15 protein-coding genes are annotated in these 18215 nt (G+C 55.2%); 9 read left to right on the top strand and 6 right to left on the bottom strand.

Features of this window, described 5'->3' with window-relative positions; translation table 11 throughout:
• Nucleotides 1-9 precede the first annotated feature (9 nt).
• From accC to msrP, 5 genes are all read right to left on the bottom strand, one after another.
• Nucleotides 10-1359, bottom strand: coding sequence for an acetyl-CoA carboxylase biotin carboxylase subunit (gene accC, locus ACJY2L_RS16000; RefSeq protein WP_067427417.1), 1350 nt, complete (start codon nucleotides 1357-1359; stop codon nucleotides 10-12).
• An 11-nt stretch (nucleotides 1360-1370) separates the two neighbouring features.
• The gene (gene accB / locus ACJY2L_RS15995) at nucleotides 1371-1838 is read right to left on the bottom strand and encodes an acetyl-CoA carboxylase biotin carboxyl carrier protein (RefSeq protein WP_067427419.1); all 468 of its coding nucleotides are present in this window, start codon (nucleotides 1836-1838) and stop codon (nucleotides 1371-1373) included.
• A 21-nt stretch (nucleotides 1839-1859) separates the two neighbouring features.
• A complete protein-coding gene (gene aroQ, locus ACJY2L_RS15990) occupies nucleotides 1860-2312 on the bottom strand; it encodes a type II 3-dehydroquinate dehydratase (RefSeq protein WP_187485910.1) in 453 nt (150 codons plus the stop codon).
• A gap of 235 nt (nucleotides 2313-2547) precedes the next feature.
• Nucleotides 2548-3150, bottom strand: a complete 603-nt coding sequence (gene msrQ / locus ACJY2L_RS15985; RefSeq protein WP_067427423.1) for a protein-methionine-sulfoxide reductase heme-binding subunit MsrQ — start codon at nucleotides 3148-3150, stop codon at nucleotides 2548-2550.
• Nucleotides 3151-4155 (bottom strand): protein-methionine-sulfoxide reductase catalytic subunit MsrP, encoded by a 1005-nt coding sequence (gene msrP / locus ACJY2L_RS15980; RefSeq protein WP_187487523.1) that lies wholly within the window; start codon nucleotides 4153-4155, stop codon nucleotides 3151-3153. It lies immediately after the preceding gene.
• 308 nt (nucleotides 4156-4463) lie between these two features.
• Here msrP and csrD point away from each other — a divergent pair, with 308 nt between their 5' ends.
• From csrD to tldD, 8 genes are all read left to right on the top strand, one after another.
• Nucleotides 4464-6413, top strand: coding sequence for an RNase E specificity factor CsrD (csrD, locus tag ACJY2L_RS15975; protein ID WP_439214466.1), 1950 nt, complete (start codon nucleotides 4464-4466; stop codon nucleotides 6411-6413).
• Nucleotides 6414-6717: 304 nt separating this feature from the next.
• On the top strand, nucleotides 6718-7761 hold the full coding sequence (gene mreB / locus ACJY2L_RS15970) for a rod shape-determining protein MreB (RefSeq protein WP_003855260.1): 1044 nt from the start codon (nucleotides 6718-6720) through the stop codon (nucleotides 7759-7761).
• Between the two features lie 112 nt (nucleotides 7762-7873).
• The gene (gene mreC, locus ACJY2L_RS15965) at nucleotides 7874-8875 is read left to right on the top strand and encodes a rod shape-determining protein MreC (protein WP_067427429.1); all 1002 of its coding nucleotides are present in this window, start codon (nucleotides 7874-7876) and stop codon (nucleotides 8873-8875) included.
• A complete protein-coding gene (gene mreD, locus ACJY2L_RS15960) occupies nucleotides 8872-9360 on the top strand; it encodes a rod shape-determining protein MreD (RefSeq protein WP_067427431.1) in 489 nt (162 codons plus the stop codon). Before mreC ends, mreD begins: the two co-directional genes overlap by 4 nt.
• A gap of 8 nt (nucleotides 9361-9368) precedes the next feature.
• A complete protein-coding gene (locus ACJY2L_RS15955; RefSeq protein ID WP_067427433.1) occupies nucleotides 9369-9950 on the top strand; it encodes a Maf family protein in 582 nt (193 codons plus the stop codon).
• Nucleotide 9951: 1 nt separating this feature from the next.
• Entirely contained in the window at nucleotides 9952-11421 is a 1470-nt protein-coding gene (gene rng / locus ACJY2L_RS15950; RefSeq protein WP_187485734.1) for a ribonuclease G, read from the top strand.
• A 48-nt stretch (nucleotides 11422-11469) separates the two neighbouring features.
• Nucleotides 11470-15294, top strand: a complete 3825-nt coding sequence (gene yhdP / locus ACJY2L_RS15945) for an AsmA2 domain-containing protein YhdP (protein ID WP_439214465.1) — start codon at nucleotides 11470-11472, stop codon at nucleotides 15292-15294.
• A gap of 61 nt (nucleotides 15295-15355) precedes the next feature.
• Nucleotides 15356-16801, top strand: coding sequence for a metalloprotease TldD (gene tldD, locus ACJY2L_RS15940; protein WP_439214464.1), 1446 nt, complete (start codon nucleotides 15356-15358; stop codon nucleotides 16799-16801).
• 33 nt (nucleotides 16802-16834) lie between these two features.
• Here tldD and aaeR read toward each other — a convergent pair whose 3' ends face one another.
• Nucleotides 16835-17752 carry an HTH-type transcriptional activator AaeR gene (gene aaeR / locus ACJY2L_RS15935; protein ID WP_439214463.1) on the bottom strand — a complete coding sequence of 306 codons (918 nt, stop codon included), beginning with the start codon at nucleotides 17750-17752 and terminating at the stop codon, nucleotides 16835-16837.
• 257 nt (nucleotides 17753-18009) lie between these two features.
• Between aaeR and aaeX the strand changes: the two genes are divergently transcribed.
• Nucleotides 18010-18213, top strand: a complete 204-nt coding sequence (gene aaeX / locus ACJY2L_RS15930; RefSeq protein ID WP_187485737.1) for a p-hydroxybenzoic acid efflux pump operon protein AaeX — start codon at nucleotides 18010-18012, stop codon at nucleotides 18211-18213.
• Nucleotides 18214-18215: the final 2 nt, after the last annotated feature.

Genomic DNA, 18215 nt, shown 5'->3' with positions numbered 1-18215 from the left:
AGAACGCGATTACTTTTCCTGCAACCCGAGCTTTTTCTCCAGATAGTGGATATTGGTTCCACCCTGCTGGAAGTGCTCATCGGACATGATTTTCATCTGCAGTTCAACGTTGGTTTTAATGCCGTCGATGATCAGTTCAGCCAGCGCGTTTTTCATGCGTGCAATCGCCACCTCACGGGTTTCCCCATAGGTAATCAGCTTGCCGATCATGGAGTCGTAATAAGGCGGCACGGTATAGCCGGCATAAATATGCGACTCCCAACGAACGCCAAACCCGCCCGGCGCGTGGAAACGGGTAATTTTACCCGGGCTCGGCAGGAAGGTATTTGGATCTTCAGCGTTGATACGGCATTCCACGGCATGACCGCGAATGACCACTTCATCCTGCGTCAGGGACAAGCCCTGGCCTGCGGCAATGCGCAGCTGCTCTTTAATCAGGTCAACGCCGGTAATCATTTCGGTTACCGGATGTTCAACCTGAATACGGGTGTTCATCTCAATGAAGTAGAACTCACCGTTTTCGTAGAGGAATTCAAAGGTACCGGCACCGCGATAGCCAATTTCCGCACAGGCTTTGGCGCAACGCTCACCGATAAAGCGACGCTGCTCGGCGGTGATGCCTGGCGCTGGCGCTTCTTCGACAACTTTCTGGTGACGACGCTGCATGGAGCAGTCGCGTTCTGCCAGATAGATCGCTTTGCCCTGGCCATCAGCCAGAACCTGGATTTCAACGTGACGTGGGTTCTCGAGGTATTTCTCCATGTACACCATGTCGTTGTTAAAGGCAGCTTTCGCCTCCGCACGGGTCATGTTGATAGAGGTTTCGAGATCTTTATCGCCGCGCACGACGCGCATACCGCGACCGCCGCCGCCGCCAGAGGCTTTGATGATCACCGGATAACCGATGCGTTTAGCAAAGGCACGGTTTTTTTCCATATCGTCGGTCAACGGACCGTCGGAACCCGGCACGCACGGCACGCCTGCTTTTTTCATCGCGTTGATGGCAGAAACTTTATCGCCCATCAGGCGAATGGTATCTGCTTTCGGGCCGATAAAGATAAAGCCGGAACGTTCAACCTGCTCAGCAAAGTCGGCGTTCTCGGACAGAAAACCATAACCTGGGTGAATAGCATCCGCGCCGGTGATCTCGGCAGCCGAAATCAGCGCAGGAATATTCAGGTAGCTTTTGACCGACGGTGCCGGGCCGATGCAGACGGTTTCGTCTGCCAGCAGCACGTGCTTCAGATCACGGTCAGCGCTTGAGTGAACCGCCACCGTTTTGATACCGAGCTCTTTGCATGCGCGTAAAATGCGCAGCGCAATCTCGCCGCGGTTGGCAATGACAATTTTATCCAGCATGGTAGGCCCCGTTATTCGATGATGATCAGCGGCTCGTCAAACTCCACCGGCTGGCCGCTTTCGACCAGAATGGCTTTCACCACGCCAGACTTGTCGGCTTCGATCTGGTTCATCATTTTCATCGCTTCAACGATGCACAGCGTATCACCGGCGCTAACCTTCTGGCCCACTTCAACGAACGCTTTCGCATCCGGGCTTGGGGTACGGTAGAAGGTACCTACCATAGGTGAACGCACGAGGTGACCGCTGATTTCAGCAGCAGGTGCTTCGGCGACAGGCGCGGCAGGTGCCACAGCGGCGGCAAGGCCTGGCTGCTGCTGAGCCATTGGCATCGCGTACGCCTGCTGCATCATGGGATAGCCGGTATTAGCCGGTGCACGGCTGATACGAACAGACTCTTCGCCTTCAGAAATTTCCAGCTCGGAGATGCCCGATTCTTCAACCAGTTCGATCAATTTTTTAATCTTACGAATATCCATGAGTGTGGTTCCGTACTCTGTTTAATTTATGTTGGAAAGGCGTTTTACTGCCGTTTGTAAAGCCCAGTTATAACCGTCGGCGCCAAGGCCACAGATTACACCGGCAGAAATATCAGAAAGATAGGAATGATGACGAAAGGGCTCACGTGCATGAACGTTGGACAGATGAACTTCAATAAAAGGAATATTCACCGCCAGCAGGGCGTCACGCAGAGCGACGCTGGTGTGCGTAAATGCAGCCGGATTGATGATGATATAATCAACATCCTCTCTCGCCTGATGAATACGATCGATAAGGACGTACTCTGCATTCGATTGCAGATGGCTGAGTTTCACATCAATGTCGCTGGCGCTGGTGGTCAATTGGTTAACAATCGCGTCCAGCGTGGTTGAACCGTACTTTTCCGGTTCGCGGGTGCCCAACAGATTGAGGTTGGGGCCGTTTAAAAGCAGAATGTGAAACTTATGCGCCATTGTGCTGCTATCTCCTGCAATATCTAAGGCATCGCGTAAAATACCGCGCAAAAATCAATTTGTCACCTTATGCACCCAAAATAAGCCATATCTTGAATGCGAAGCCGGGCATTATAATGATTTCGGGGCAATTAGCAGCTAAATACTGGTCTTATCTGCGAAGTTGATCAACCGTAACGTGCTGAGACATTACGGTTAATCATCAAAAAGCGGGGCGATGTCACTGAAAAACAGGCTAGCGTGAAAACCAGCGGCGAAACTTTTTATAACGCCAGGCGAGCAGAATTGCTGCCAGCAGTGCATAAATCACCGGCTGCGGGGAGACAGTTTTTACCGACCATAAAAAGTGGATCGGCGCGAGAATCGCCACCAGATAAATGGCGTTGTGCAGCGTTTGCCAGCGTTTGCCCAGTTTACGCTGCGCGCGCTGGAAAGAGGTCACGGCCAGCGCGAGCAGGATAAACCAGCTGATAATTCCCAGCGTTAAATAAGGGCGCGTCAGTAATTCCCGCCCCAGCAGCGCCAGATTGTTGATACCCAGTTCCAGCAGCCAGTAGCTGGTCAGATGCAGCGATGCCCAGGCAAAACACCAAATGCCGAGCAGACGTCGGGTACGAATCAATAATGGTTGCTTGCCCATTCTGCTCAACGGCGCCACCAGCAGCGTAGCCAGAAGAAACTTTAGCGCCATACGGCCGGTAAAATGCTGGATATCTTTGGCCGGGTCGGCGCTCAGCCAGTTTTGGTCAATCGCCAGAATCAACCACAGTAGCGGTAAAAATCCAGCCAGATGCAGCGCCACTTTAAGCCAGCCGATCTGTTTAAGGTTTAAACGCACCTAAAAGTTCTCCCGCAAATCAAGGCCACGATAAAGCGATGCGACCTCGTCTGCATAGCCATTAAACAGCAGAGTAGGCTGACGCTTTACATCCAGGATGCCACCGGCACCGATAAAGCGTTCACTCTCCTGCGACCAGCGCGGGTGGTTAACGTGCGGGTTCACATTGGCGAAAAAACCGTACTCGTTGGGCGCGGATTCATTCCACGTGGTTGGCGGGCGATCGCGCGTCAGCGAAATATGCACAATCGACTTAATGCCTTTGAAGCCATATTTCCACGGCACGGTGAGGCGAATCGGTGCCCCATTCTGCGGTGGCAGCGCTTTGCCATACACGCCGGTAGTCAGCAGGGTTAACGGGTGCATCGCCTCATCCAGTCGCAGGCCTTCCACGTAAGGATAATTAAGGCCGCCGCCAATAAAGCGATCTTTCTGTCCTGGCATCTGATCCGGCGCGTAAACCGTTTTAAATGCGACGAAGCGTGCGTTGCTGGTCGGCTCTGCGGCCTGAATCAGTTTGCCAAGCTGGAAACCAATCCACGGCACGACCATTGACCAGGCTTCCACGCAGCGCATGCGATAGATGCGTTGCTCCATAGGAAAACGTTTGAAGATATCATCCATATCCAGCGTCAACGGTTTGGCGACTTCGCCGTCAATACGCACTTTCCAGTCCTCGGTTTTCAGGCTACCAGCGTTAGCAGCCGGGTCAGCTTTATCGAGCCCAAACTCGTAAAAGTTGTTATAGCCGGTGACCTTATCTTCAGGCGTCAGCGTCAGGTCTGCCTGATAGGCCTCAGGCTTGCTGAAGTCGAGCGCACGGCCAGCGGGGGCGGGCGGGCGATCGTTGCCTTTGAACCAGCTCAGTAAATCAGCATGAGCGGCCTGAGGGAGAGCCGCCGCTGCCGCGCCCAGGCCCAGCGTTTTCATGAGTTTTCTGCGCTGCTGATTAAAAATCGCTTCTGGCGTGACATCAGATTCAGTTAAACGGTTGACCGGCTTCATGGCATTTTCCTGTGGCAAGAGCAGTGTGCTGAGCATGAATAAAAGCGTGATGGCTGGCGACTTTTATCCACAAAATGTGAAATTTCCTGGCCATAAGCCGCTGCAATCAGAATAGACTGAATAATAGCCAGATGCGATCATCTGTTGTTGATAGCCGCTGGAGGGTTTGCCGCGCGGTAACCGCGTGGCACAATCATTTTTCACGACATAATTTGTGTTACTTTGTGCGCCACCGGCACACCTTTACGACACTTTTAACGCGTGCTTGCAGCAGCAATCTGTTGATAAGCGCGTTTACAGGCACAGGGATGCGAATAACCACCAAACTATCTGCGTTTATAACGTTATTAAGTGCGCTGGCGATGATTCTGATGCTGGTGGGCTGTCTGGCAAGCTTTCTTTATATCCTCAACCAACGGGTGGAACAGCGCGTACAGACGCTGGCCGCTGAAGTGAATACCGCTTTTTCCACGCAGACCGCACCTCAAATGGCTAGCTGGCTGGAGAAAGTGATGCCGCCGCTGAATATTGAACATCTGGAAATCCGTAATACCTCGCAGGCCGTGCTGACGCTGGCGCGCCATCAAAACGCCATGCTTGAGGACGAACCCAACCGCTTTCGTCAGTTTGACGTACCGTTGCCGTTGCAGCCCGGTATGACCTTGCGCGTTCAGGTGCTGGATCCGACCCGCACCTGGTTTCAGTCGCTGGTCGGGACTTTTACGCTGAGCGCTATCGCCATTGTTGGCCTGGTGATGTCGATGCTGCTGCTGCTGACCCATCGCTGGCTCTATCGCCAGTTAAAAGGCATGGAGCGCCTTGAGCAACGCGCCAGCCGCGTGATGCGCGGTGAGCGCGGCAGCGTTGAGCGCGGCTCAATTCTGGAGTGGCCACCTAAAGCGAGCGCCGCACTGGATCTGTTACTGGCAGATTTGCGCGCAGCGGGCGAGCAGCGCACCCGTATTGATACCCTGATTCGTGCTTTTGCGGCTCAGGATGCGCGCACTGGCCTGAATAATCGTCTGTTTTTTGACAATCAGTTGGCAACGCTACTGGAAGACCCTGAGGATGTCGGCACGCATGGCGTGGTGATGATGATTCGCCTGCCCGATTTCGATACCTTGCTGGACGACTGGGGCCATCAGCAGGCGAAAGATTATCTTTTTGACCTGGTCAATATGCTGTCGACCTTTGTGCTGCGCTATCCCGGTGCGCTGCTGGCCCGCTATTTCCGCAGTGACTTTGCCGTTTTGCTGCCGCACCGCACCCTGAAAGAGGCGGACGGCATTGCGGCGCAGCTGATCAAAGCGGTGGATGCGCTACCGCCTACGCAGATGATGGATCGCGATGACATGATTCATATCGGCATCAGCGCCTTTCGCAGCGGCCAGCTGACCCAGCAGGTGATGGAAAACGTGGAATCTGCGACCCGCCACGCTTCGTTGCAAGGTGGAAATGGCTGGTCGGTGGGTGAAGGCAACACCATTGAAATGGGACGTGGCAGCGTAAAATGGCGCACGCTGCTGGAAAATACGCTCAGCCGCGGTGGGCCACGGTTATATCAAAAGCCGGCGGTACTGGCGGGTGGCAAAGTGCATCATCGCGAGATTCTGGCGCGCATTTTTGATGGCGATAAAGAGCTGTTAGCCGCTGAGTTTATGCCGCTGGTACTGCAACTTGGCATGGCGGAAGCCTTTGATCGGCTGATGGTTTCGCGCATCATCGCGCTATCGGCTATCTGGCCGGAAGAGGTCTTCGCCTTGCCGGTCACCAGCGATGCGCTGCTGCAGCGGCCGTTTCAGCGCTGGCTGAAGGCCATGCTGTTGCAATGTACAAAATTGCAAAGAAAACGATTTTTATTTGAACTTGCAGAAGCCGATGTTGGTCTACATATCAATCTTTTACAGCCAGTATTTCGTTTACTGACCGGCTTCGGTTGCCGACTGGCAGTTAATCAGGCGGGACTGACGGTCGTCAGTAGTGCCTATATCAAACAGTTTAACGTTGAGCTGATCAAGCTTGATCCGGGGTTGGTCAGAAATATCGATCGACGCACCGAAAACCAGCTGTTTGTACAAAGTTTGCTTGAGGTCTGTAAAGACACGCCAACGCGCGTTTTTGCCACCGGTGTTCGGACCCGTTCTGAATGGCAAACGCTCAGTGATTTGGGCGTGTCAGGTGGACAGGGTGATTTTTTTGCCTCATCCGAGCCGGTAAACAGCAATGTGAAAAAATATTCACAGAGCTACCGTCTTTAAGCACCGCTTTCACGTAGAATAGCCGCGCAGTGGTGGTGGCGTTCACGGATGCATCGTTATCGATGCAGACCAGAAATGTTAAAATTTGTGTTTATTGTGTCCGCTTACCAGCCTGTGAAATGAGAAATTAAGCCGTGATGCAAGCCTTACCTTGTGGTTTCGTTTTCGGGGTTATGTATCAGGTCGCGGCATGCGTAATTTTTCACCGGAGCAGAACGTTTTTGCGCCTTGTGGCTGCACCCGGTGGTTGGTAAAGTAAGCGGATTTTATTTTCCGCCCCCAGCTTGCAGGATTATCCTTTAGTATGTTTAAAAAATTTCGTGGCATGTTTTCTAACGACCTGTCCATCGACCTGGGTACTGCGAATACCCTGATTTATGTGAAAGGACAGGGCATCGTGTTGAACGAGCCATCTGTTGTTGCCATTCGCCAGGACCGTGCCGGCTCCCCAAAGAGCGTGGCGGCCGTTGGCCATGATGCCAAACAGATGCTGGGTCGCACACCCGGCAATATTGCCGCTATTCGTCCAATGAAAGATGGCGTCATCGCCGACTTCTTCGTTACTGAAAAGATGCTGCAGCATTTTATCAAGCAGGTGCATAGCAACAGTTTTATGCGTCCCAGCCCGCGAGTGCTGGTGTGTGTGCCGGTTGGCGCAACGCAGGTTGAGCGCCGTGCTATCCGTGAATCAGCGCAGGGCGCCGGTGCACGTGAAGTCTTCCTGATTGAAGAGCCGATGGCTGCTGCGATTGGCGCAGGCCTACCGGTATCCGAAGCGACCGGTTCGATGGTGGTCGATATCGGTGGCGGTACGACCGAAGTCGCGGTGATCTCGTTGAACGGTGTGGTTTACTCTTCATCTGTCCGTATCGGCGGCGATCGCTTTGATGAAGCGATCATTAATTATGTGCGTCGTAACTACGGCTCGCTGATCGGCGAAGCGACTGCAGAGCGCATCAAACATGAGATCGGCTCGGCGTATCCGGGCGACGAAGTGCGTGAAATCGAAGTGCGCGGCCGTAATCTGGCTGAGGGCGTACCGCGCGGATTCACCCTGAACTCCAACGAAATTCTGGAAGCGCTGCAGGAACCTTTAACCGGTATCGTTAGCGCGGTAATGGTTGCCCTGGAACAGTGTCCGCCAGAGCTGGCCTCAGATATCTCTGAGCGCGGCATGGTATTGACCGGCGGTGGCGCATTGCTGCGCAATCTTGATCGTCTGTTAATGGAAGAGACAGGTATCCCGGTAGTCGTGGCTGAAGATCCGCTTACCTGCGTCGCCCGCGGCGGTGGTAAAGCGCTGGAAATGATCGACATGCACGGCGGCGATTTGTTCAGCGAAGAATAATTGCCTCAATCAGGCTACGCGCGCCAGCAGCGGCCGGTCAGGCACTGGCGCGCATGGCTCAGGGGAGTGGATCCGCACTCCCTTTTTTGTTGCCGAGGACTACGCAGAATTTATGAAGCCGATTTTCAGCAGAGGACCTTCCCTGCAGTTGCGCCTGTTTTTGGCGGTTTTGGTTGCTATAGGCATCATCATTGCCGACAGTCGGGTGGGGTCGTTTACCCAGATACGCAACTACATGGATACCGCAGTTAGCCCATTCTATTTTCTGGCCAACGGGCCACGACAGATTCTGGATAGCGTTTCAGACACCCTGGCCTCCCGGCAGCAGCTGGAGCTGGAAAACAAAGCGCTGCATCGAGAGCTATTTCTGAAGAACAGTGAAATCCTGATGCTGGGTCAATACAAGCAGGAGAACGCACGTCTGCGTGAACTGCTGGGCTCGCCATTGCGTCAGGATGAGCAAAAAATGGTTACGCAGGTGATCTCTACCGGCACCGATCCTTATACCGATCAGGCCGTAATTGATAAAGGCAGCGTGAACGGCGTCTATGAAGGGCAGCCGGTGATCAGTGATAAAGGCGTGGTCGGTCAGGTGATTGCCGTGGGCAAAGTCTCCAGCCGCGTGCTGCTGATTTGCGATGCCTCTCATGCATTACCGATTCAGGTGTTGCGTAACGATATTCGCGTGATTGCCGCGGGTAATGGCTGCACCGAAGATCTGCAGCTTGAGCACCTGCCGGGCAATACCGACATTCGGGTGGGCGATGTGCTGGTCACGTCAGGCCTTGGGGGCCGTTTCCCGGAAGGTTATCCGGTTGGCGTGGTGTCCTCCGTGAAGGTGGATACCCAGCGCGCTTACACCGTTATTCAGGCACGCCCAACCGCAGGATTACAGCGTCTACGCTATCTGCTGCTGCTGTGGGGCGCTGACAAACATGGCGATATGCCGATGGCACCGGATGAGGTGCACCGCGTGGCCAACGAACGCCTGATGCAGATGATGCCGCAGGTGCTGCCGCCAGCCGGTGAAATGGGGCCACCTGCACCCGCAGCGGCAACCACAGCGCCCGCCAGCAACGGTACCCCGGCCACCACGCGCGGAGGTCAGCCTTGAGCAGCTATCGCAGCCATGGTCGCTGGGTTATCTGGCTCTCATTTCTTATGGCGCTGATATTGCAAATTATGCCCTGGCCGGAACAGCTCTATATGTTCCGGCCATCGTGGCTGTTGCTGATTCTGATTTATTGGGTGCTGGCGCTGCCACACCGGGTTAGCGTCGGCACCGGCTTCCTGATGGGCGGCATCATGGATCTGGTTGCCGGCTCCACCTTAGGTGTGAGAGCACTGGCATTAAGCATCATCGCTTACCTGGTGGCCTTCAAATTCCAGCTTTTCCGCAACCTCGCGTTGTGGCAGCAGGCATTAATGGTTATGGTGCTGTCGCTTGCCATGGATGTCATTGTTTTTTGGGCTGAATTTCTTGTGATCGATATCTCGTTTCGTCCGGAAATATTCTGGAGCAGCGTCATCGACGGGATCCTCTGGCCCTGGCTATTCTTATTGATGAGAAAAATCCGCCGTCAGTTTGCCGTTCAATAAGGAAAAGTATGCTATCCCTCTATCTCGCCTCCGGTTCACCGCGTCGACGTGAACTGTTAACGCAGCTTGGCCTGCAATTTGAGCGTTTGATCACCAGCGTGGTTGAGCAGCGTGACGATCACGAAACTGCCGAGCAGTATGTGCGTCGTCTGGCGCTGGATAAAGCGCGCGCGGGCGTGGCGGTGGCACCTACCGATCTGCCAGTTTTGGGCGCGGATACGCTGGTGGTGCTGGAAGGTGAAATTCTTGAAAAACCGCGCGACGCCGATCATGCTGCCGCGATGCTGGCTATGCTTTCCGGCCAGACGCACCGGGTGATGACCGCAGTAGCGCTGGCCGATCGGCAGCAGCAGCTTGATTGCCTGGTGACCACGGAAGTGACGTTCCGCACCTTAACCGCAGACGATATTGCCGCCTACGTTGCCACCGGTGAGCCGATGGACAAAGCGGGTGCCTACGGCATTCAGGGCATTGGCGGCAACTTCGTCCGTAAAATTAATGGCAGTTATCATGCCGTCGTGGGATTACCGTTGGTAGAAACCAGCGAACTGGTTAGCCATTTTCACGCCCTGCGTGCCTTGAGAGGATAAAATGACGGCTGAATTACTGGTCAATGTCACGCCTTCAGAAACCCGGGTTGCCTATATTGATGGCGGCATCCTGCAGGAAATTCATATTGAACGCGAAGCGCGTCGTGGCATCGTTGGCAATATCTACAAAGGGCGCGTGAGCCGGGTTTTACCGGGTATGCAGGCTGCCTTTGTCGATATTGGCATGGATAAAGCCGCCTTTTTGCACGCCTCTGACATCATGCCGCACACTGAATGCGTTGCTGGTGAAGAGCAGAAAAAATTCAACGTGCGCGATATTGTCGAGCTGGTGCATCAGGGGCAGGATTTGATGGTGCAGGTGGTGAAAGATCCGATCGGCACGAAAGGTGCCCGTCTGACCACAGACATTACGCTGCCGTCGCGCTATCTGGTGTTTATGCCTGGTGCCTCACACGTCGGCGTGTCGCAGCGTATCGAGAGTGAAGCCGAGCGCAACCGTCTGAAGGCGGTGGTCGCCAACTATTGCGATGAGCAGGGCGGTTTTATTATCCGCACCGCGGCGGAAGGCATTGGTGAAGAGGAGCTGGCGCAGGATGCCGCGTTCCTTAAGCGCCTGTGGACCAAAGTGATCGAGCGTAAAAAACGTAACCAGACGCGCTGCCGCCTGTATGGTGAACGCGCCCTGGCGCAGCGTATCCTGCGCGATTTTGCCGGTGCCGCGCTGGATCGCATTCGCGTCGATTCCCGGCAAACCTGGGAGCTGCTGCGTGAATTTACCGCGGAATATATCCCGGAAATGACCGACAAGCTGGAGCTTTATAATGGCAAACAGCCGGTTTTTGACCTGTTCGACGTTGAGAACGAAATTCAGCGCTCGCTGGAACGCAAGGTTGAACTGAAGTCGGGCGGTTATCTGATCATCGATCAGACCGAAGCGATGACCACCATCGATATTAATACCGGAGCCTTTGTCGGTCACCGTAATCTCGATGAAACTATTTTTAACACCAATACCGAAGCGACGCAGGCGATTGCCCGGCAGTTGCGACTGCGCAATCTGGGCGGCATCATTATCATCGACTTCATCGACATGAGTAATGAAGATCACCGCCGTCGGGTTTTACATTCGCTGGAAAGTGCCCTGAGTAAAGATCGGGTCAAAACCGGCATCAGCGGCTTCTCGGCGCTGGGCCTGGTGGAAATGACCCGTAAGCGCACGCGCGAAAGCATTGAGCATGTATTGTGCCACGATTGCCCGGTATGCAAAGGGCGCGGCACGCTAAAAACGGTGGAAACCGTCTGCTATGAGATCATGCGTGAAATCGTCCGCGTGCATCATGCCTACGAGTCCGACCGTTTCCTGGTCTATGTTTCCCCGGCGGTAGGCGAAGCGCTGAAGAGCGATGAATCCCATGCGCTGGCAGAAGTGGAAATTTTTGTTGGTAAGCAGGTCAAAGTGCAGATTGAACCACTCTATACTCAGGAACAGTTTGACGTGGTGATGATGTAGGTTGTTGACGACTTTCGTATTGAGAATGCACAAAACAAGGAGAGATAAGTGAGGCAGCTGCCCAGAATCCTGCTACTGACGGCAGCCACCTTAATTGTCATCGTGGCGTTGCTGGTTAGCGGCCTGCGTCTGTTGATGCCGCAGATGGATAACTGGCGTGAGCCGATCCTCAGGGCGATCTCCTCTGCCAGCGGCACACCGGTCGATGCGGCCTCGCTGCACGGCAAATGGGAAAACTTTGGCCCCACGCTGGATGTGCGTGACATCAACGTCACGTTACCTGAAGGCGATTCGCTGAAGATTTCGCGCGTCACGCTGGCGCTGGATATCTGGCAATCTCTGCTTCACGCCCGCTGGCAGTTTCGTCAGCTCACTTTCTGGCAGCTTCAACTGCACACCAACACGCCGCTGCTCACCAGCGACAGCCAGCATCACACCTTAAAACCCGGCCAGCTCAGCGATCTCTTTCTGCGCCAGTTCGACCATTTCGATCTGCGCGACAGCAGCATCAGCTTTCTGACGCCATCCGGCCAGCACGCCCGCCTGTCTATACCACGGCTGAGCTGGCTGAATGAAAAAGCGCGACACCGTGCGGAAGGGGAAGTGAGCTTATCGAGCTTCACTGGTCAACATGGCGTGGTACAGGTACGGCTTAATCTCGATGACAGCAACGGCCTGTTGAACAACGGTCGCCTCTGGATGCAGGCGGATGATGTGGATGTGCGGCCATGGCTGGGCCAATGGATGCAGGACAATACCACCTTAAAAAGCGCGCGCTTTAGTCTGGCGGCCTGGGCCGAGCTGCGGCAGGGCGAACTGTATCAGGGCGACGTGCAGCTGAAGCAGGGTGGCGCGCAATGGCTAGGTGAACAGCAGCAGACCCATCAGATGACGGTGGATAACCTGACGGCCCATCTCAGCCGTTTTAAAAATGGCTGGAGCCTGACCGTGCCGCAGACACGATTGCGCACCGATGGCATCGCCTGGCCTGAAGGCCACTTCTCGCTGCTCTGGCAGCCGGAGAGCGGTTTGTTACCTGGTCCGGATCGACAGGCAGAGTTCCGCGCTCGTGCGACTAAGTTGGATTTGCAACGGCTGGCGCCGCTGATTCCGCTGTTTTCCCGCCTGTCGCCGCAGCTGCTGGAAAACTGGCAGCAGTTGCAGCCACGCGGCGTAATCGATGCGCTGGCGCTGGATGTGCCCCTTTCGCAGCCGGAAGAGACGCGCTTTATCGCGCACTGGCACGACCTGAGTTGGCAACACTGGAAGCTGCTGCCGGGCATGGAGCATTTCGCTGGTAGCCTGACCGGCAGCGCTGCGCATGGTCGGCTTGATCTTGCCATCAACAACGCCACGTTGCCTTACGGCACCTTGTTCAAAGCTCCGCTGGAAATTAAACAGGCCACCGGCGCAATCGGCTGGCAGCACAGCGGCGACAGTCTGACGTTAGAGGGCACCGATCTGGACGTACAGGCGCGATCGCTGCACGCGCGCGGCGATTTCCGCTATCAACAGCCGCAGAATGCCGTGCCTCAGCTCGATATCCTTGCTGGCATTAACGTCACCAACGCCGGCGATGCGTGGCGCTATTTCCCGCAGCCGTTGCTGGGGTCGAACCTGACGCGTTATCTCAGCGGGGCGATAAAAGGCGGCCAGGTCAGCAATGCGACTCTGCTGTTTGCCGGGAATCCGCAGCTCTTTCCGTTCAAACACAACGACGGCATGTTTGAAGTCACCGTGCCGCTACGCCACGCGACCTACGCTTTCCAGCCTGGCTGGCCCGATATTGAGAACCTCGATATCGATCTCGATTTCCTGAATGATGGGTTATGGATGAAAGCGCAGCAGGCGATGTTGGGCAAGGTCAGCGTCACCGACATCAGCGCCATCATTCCCGATTACCTGAAAGAGAAACTGATTATCACCGGTAACGTCAGCGGTGAAGGGCAGGATATCGGCGATTATTTCCAGCAAACGCCGCTGAAAAGCTCACTGGGCAGCGCACTGGAGGAACTGCAGGTCAAAGGCAAAACCCGCGGAAAGCTCAATCTCGACATCCCGCTGGATGGTCAGCAGGTGCACGCCAGCGGCAACGTGGTGCTGAACAATAACGATCTCTATATCAAGCCGCTCGACAGCACGGTAAAGAACCTCAGCGGCCGTTTCCGCTTCAATAATGGCAATCTTGAGAGTGAAGAGCTGAACGGCAACTGGTTTGGTCAACCGTTGAGCGTGAAATTTACTACCCAGGAAAACAAGCAGGATATGGCGATCAACGTCAATCTGCTGGGTGACTGGCAACCGGGCAAAGTCACGCTGTTGCCTGCGGCAGTGGCGCAAAAACTTCAGGGCAATTTGCCGTGGCAGGGCACGGTAGCGGTCGATCTGCCCCATCAGGGCGGCGCCAGCTATCGCGTGGATGTGAAGGCGGAAGGTAAAAATGTAAGTAGTCACTTACCTGCGCCACTCGATAAAGCAGCGGGCAGTGCTTTGCCGGTTGAGGTCAGTGTCAAAGGCGACCTGAACAGCTTTACCCTCAGCGGCAGCGTCGATCGCCGCCACCGCTTTAACAGCCGCTGGCTGTTGCAGAATGGCCTGCGCGTTGAACGTGGCATCTGGTTGAACGAGGCAAAAAGCACGCCTGCACTGCCGGAACGGCCAGCTATGATCGTCAATCTCCCGGCGCTGAACGGTGAAGCCTGGCTGGGCATGATGGCAGGATTAAGCAAGGCTGGCGGCACGTCCGGCGGCGATAAAGCCTTACCGGGCAAGGGCCTGCCGGGCGACATAGTATTACGTACGCCAGCGCTGACCCTCGGCGGCCAGCAGTGGCACGATCTGGAAATTACCCTGAATCAGTTGATGGCGGGCGGCATGCAGGCCACGGCAAAAGGCAAAGAGATTCGCGGCAGTCTCGCGGCTCCGGGCAGCAACAACTGGCAACTGCATCTCGACTATCTTTACTACAATCCTGAATGGAAAACGGCTGAGGCCAGCAGCACCGGCGGCGGCGACAGCACCATTGATTTCAGCGGCTGGCCCGCGCTGCGTCTCGCGTGTGATGAGTGTTGGCTGCGCGGCCAGAATGTGGGTCGCATTCAGGCTGAGACACGCATCAATGGTGATACGTTAGCGCTTACTAACGGTTTGATCGACACCGGTAGCGCGAAGCTGGCGGTTGAGGGTGAATGGGTAAACCGTCCAGGCAACCAGCGCACCTCGCTGAAAGGCAAGCTCAGCGGTAAAAGCATCAATGAGGCGGCTAACTGGTTCGGCGTTAACTCGCCGTTGCACGATGCGCCGTTCAACCTGCACTACGATCTGCACTGGCGCTCTACGCCGTGGCAACCTTCGGAAGCGACATTAACCGGTGTATTAAAATCCCATCTTGGCAAAGGCTATGTTGCTGATGTCGATACCGGCAGCGCCGGGCAGGTGCTGCGGCTGATCAGCGTCGATTCGCTGGTGCGTAAGCTTCGTCTCGATTTCAGCGATACGTTCGGCCAGGGGTTCTATTTTGATAGTATTAACGGTACCGCGTGGATTAAAGACGGTCAGTTACAAACCGATAATTTGCTCGTTGACGGCATCGAAGCCGATATTGCGATGCAGGGCAAGGTCGATTTAGTGCGGCGCCGCATTGATATGGAAGCGGTGGTCGCACCAGAAATTTCCGCCACGGTGGGCGTCGCTACCGCCTTTGCTATTAATCCGGTAGTCGGTGCCGCGGTGTACGCCGCCAGCAAAGCGCTGGCACCGCTCTGGAACAAAATTTCAGTCTTGCGTTATCACATCAGCGGGCCGGTTGATAAACCTGAAATTGATGAAGTATCGCGGGCGCCGCGCGAAACCAAAGGCGCCTCCGCGAAGTGATTTGACGGCGCTGAGGAATTCCCGCAGGCTGTACTGATGGCTAATTAACAAGTGAGAAACGATGAGTCTGAATCTGGTAAGTGAGCAGTTACTGACTGCTAACAATATTAATCAGCAAGATCTGTATGCCCTGCTGGGGCAGCTTTCAGAACGTCGCCTGGATTATGCCGACCTCTATTTCCAGTCCAGCTACCATGAATCCTGGGTGCTGGAAGATCGCATCATTAAAGATGGCTCTTATCATATCGATCAGGGCGTCGGGGTACGCGCCGTCAGCGGTGAAAAAACCGGTTTTGCCTATGCGGACCAGATCACCCTGAATGCGCTCACGCTGAGTGCTGAAGCAGCACGCAGCATCGTACGTGAACAGGGCAACGGCAAAGCGCATACGCTGTCGGCAGTGAACCATCGCGCCTTGTATCCCACGCGCGATCCGCTGAGCAGCCTGACCCGCGAAGAGAAAATCGATCTGTTACACCGGGTCGATCGTGCGGCACGCGCCGCCGATAAGCGCGTGCAGGAAGTCAGCGCCAGCCTGAGCGGCGTCTATGAACTGGTGCTGGTTGCCGCCACTGATGGCACGCTGGCTACCGACGTGCGTCCACTGGTGCGCCTCTCCGTGAGCGTGCAGGTCGAAGATGACGGCAAGCGTGAGCGTGGCTCCAGTGGCGGCGGCGGTCGTTCCGGCTATGAGTTTTTCCTCGCCGATGAAAATGGCGAAGTGCGGGCGGAAGCCTGGGCGCGCGAAGCGGTGCGCATGGCACTGGTTAATCTCTCTGCTGTCGCCGCCCCGGCCGGATCGATTCCGGTGGTGCTGGGCGCTGGCTGGCCTGGCGTACTACTGCATGAAGCGGTTGGACACGGCCTGGAAGGCGACTTTAACCGTCGCGGCACCTCGATGTTTAGCGGCCAGATGGGCAAGCTGGTGGCGTCTGAACTCTGTACCGTGGTTGATGACGGCACCCTTGACGGCCTGCGCGGTTCGCTGGCTATTGATGATGAAGGCGTTCCCGGCCAATACAACGTGCTGATTGAGAACGGCATTCTCAAAGGTTATATGCAGGACAAGCTGAACGCGCGTCTGATGGGCGTTCCGCCGACCGGTAACGGCCGTCGTGAATCCTATGCACATCTGCCGATGCCACGTATGACCAACACTTATATGCTGGCGGGTCAATCCACGCCGCAGGAGATCATCGAAAGCGTGGAGTTCGGCCTGTACGCGCCTAACTTCGGCGGCGGCCAGGTGGATATCACCTCCGGCAAGTTCGTTTTCTCGACCTCTGAAGCCTATCTGATTGAAAACGGTAAGGTGACGAAGCCGGTGAAAGGCGCAACTCTGATCGGTTCCGGCATCGAAGCGATGCAGCAAATCTCTATGGTCGGCAACGATCTGGCGCTGGATAAAGGCGTGGGCGTTTGCGGTAAAGAGGGACAAAGTTTGCCGGTGGGCGTTGGTCAGCCAACGCTGAAGCTCGACAAACTCACCGTCGGCGGCACCGCCTGACAAACTACGGCGGGCATGTTGCCCGCCGTTTTATTATCCTGCCCGATGAGCCTGATAAACCGCTCCCACCTGCTGAAAATAATCCGTTAAATAGTCGATGCACACCTGCACCTTGAGCGGCAGCTTATCCTTTTCGGTATACACCGCGTAGACCGGCCGCGGATGCGACTGATAATGCGGAAATAGAATGTCGATTTCACCGGCATTAATCTGATCAATTACCCACATCAGCGGCACATACGCGATGCCAACACCGGCATTCAGCCAGCGAATCAGCGTTTGCGAATCGTTGGTGGCAAAGCGTCCCTGCGGTGCCAGGCGCGTGACCAGACCTTCTGGCGAGATCAGTTCAAAGGTGTTATCGGGCCGCACGCTGTATTCCAGCCAGGAGAACTTATCCACATCGGCAGGTTTTTCCGGCGTGCCGTGCTGACTGAGATAGTGTTTGCTGGCGCACACCACCATCGGCATCGAACCAAGCCGCCGTGAGAAAAGGCTGGAATCCTGCAGTGCGCCAACCCGAATCACCAGATCGAGCCCGTTGGCGATCAGGTCGGGCGCGGGAATGCCGCTCATTACATTGACCGTCAGGCCCGGATATTCACGCAGAATATCTGCCGTCATCACCGATAACACGTTCTGTGCCATGGTCGAGGAGCTGCCAATGCGCAGCGTGCCAATCGGCATGTTGTTAAAGGCATAGAGCTGTTCATGGACCTGCCGTACTTCCGCCAGCATTCGACCGCAGCCCTGATAATAAATTTTGCCCGCCTCGGTCAGGCCAAGACTGCGTGTGCTGCGGTTCAGCAACTTTACCTGTAGCTCATCTTCCAGTTTTGCCACGATTTGGCTCGCTGACGAGACGCTCATTTGCATCTGGCGCGCAGCAGCGGTAAACGAACCTAATTCAACCACTTTGGCAAACACCGACATACTTTTTAGTCGTTCCATTATTCACTCTGGCTTAAAAGTGATTTAGATCACAATTGGTAGAAAACATATAGTCAGCCGCGTTACTATAGCAACGCCGCGAAAACCCTTTACGCTTTTCTCTCGTTTTAGTTGGCTGAGGCTAAGCTATTATTCATTGCGTCACGGTAATCCCTTTACTGCAGTGTATGCAGTTACCGCTGTGCGTATTTATCCTGATTCCAGGAGAGCGCGTCGATCGCAGGGCGTTCCCGGCATGGTTTGTTTAAGGATAAAAGATGAGTGTGCTTCCGGTTATCGTTGTATTTGGGCTCTCTTTCCCGCCCATTTTCGTTGAGTTGATTCTGTCGCTGGCGCTGTTCTGGCTGGTACGCCGTGTGTTAACGCCTACCGGTCTTTACGATATGGTCTGGCATCCGGCCCTGTTCAATACGGCGCTGTACTGCTGTGTGTTTTACGTCGTTTCCTGTCTGCTGGTCTGAGG

Source organism: Duffyella sp. Ts4 (genome assembly GCF_051851875.1).
Taxonomy (GTDB): Bacteria; Pseudomonadota; Gammaproteobacteria; order Enterobacterales; family Enterobacteriaceae; genus Duffyella; species Duffyella gerundensis.
This window is presented reverse-complemented; position numbering and strand designations above follow the sequence as displayed.

What these genes read in the sequence shown, in the direction of transcription:
- aroQ (WP_187485910.1), bottom strand. Translation starts at nt 2,312, where the DNA reads ATGGCGCATAAGTTTCACATTCTGCTTTTAAACGGCCCCAACCTCAAT.
- ACJY2L_RS15955 (WP_067427433.1), top strand. Translation starts at nt 9,369, where the DNA reads ATGCTATCCCTCTATCTCGCCTCCGGTTCACCGCGTCGACGTGAACTG.
- mreB (WP_003855260.1), top strand. Translation starts at nt 6,718, where the DNA reads ATGTTTAAAAAATTTCGTGGCATGTTTTCTAACGACCTGTCCATCGAC.
- tldD (WP_439214464.1), top strand. Translation starts at nt 15,356, where the DNA reads ATGAGTCTGAATCTGGTAAGTGAGCAGTTACTGACTGCTAACAATATT.
- aaeX (WP_187485737.1), top strand. Translation starts at nt 18,010, where the DNA reads ATGAGTGTGCTTCCGGTTATCGTTGTATTTGGGCTCTCTTTCCCGCCC.
- msrP (WP_187487523.1), bottom strand. Translation starts at nt 4,155, where the DNA reads ATGAAGCCGGTCAACCGTTTAACTGAATCTGATGTCACGCCAGAAGCG.
- accB (WP_067427419.1), bottom strand. Translation starts at nt 1,838, where the DNA reads ATGGATATTCGTAAGATTAAAAAATTGATCGAACTGGTTGAAGAATCG.
- mreC (WP_067427429.1), top strand. Translation starts at nt 7,874, where the DNA reads ATGAAGCCGATTTTCAGCAGAGGACCTTCCCTGCAGTTGCGCCTGTTT.
- rng (WP_187485734.1), top strand. Translation starts at nt 9,952, where the DNA reads ATGACGGCTGAATTACTGGTCAATGTCACGCCTTCAGAAACCCGGGTT.
- aaeR (WP_439214463.1), bottom strand. Translation starts at nt 17,752, where the DNA reads ATGGAACGACTAAAAAGTATGTCGGTGTTTGCCAAAGTGGTTGAATTA.
- accC (WP_067427417.1), bottom strand. Translation starts at nt 1,359, where the DNA reads ATGCTGGATAAAATTGTCATTGCCAACCGCGGCGAGATTGCGCTGCGC.
- csrD (WP_439214466.1), top strand. Translation starts at nt 4,464, where the DNA reads ATGCGAATAACCACCAAACTATCTGCGTTTATAACGTTATTAAGTGCG.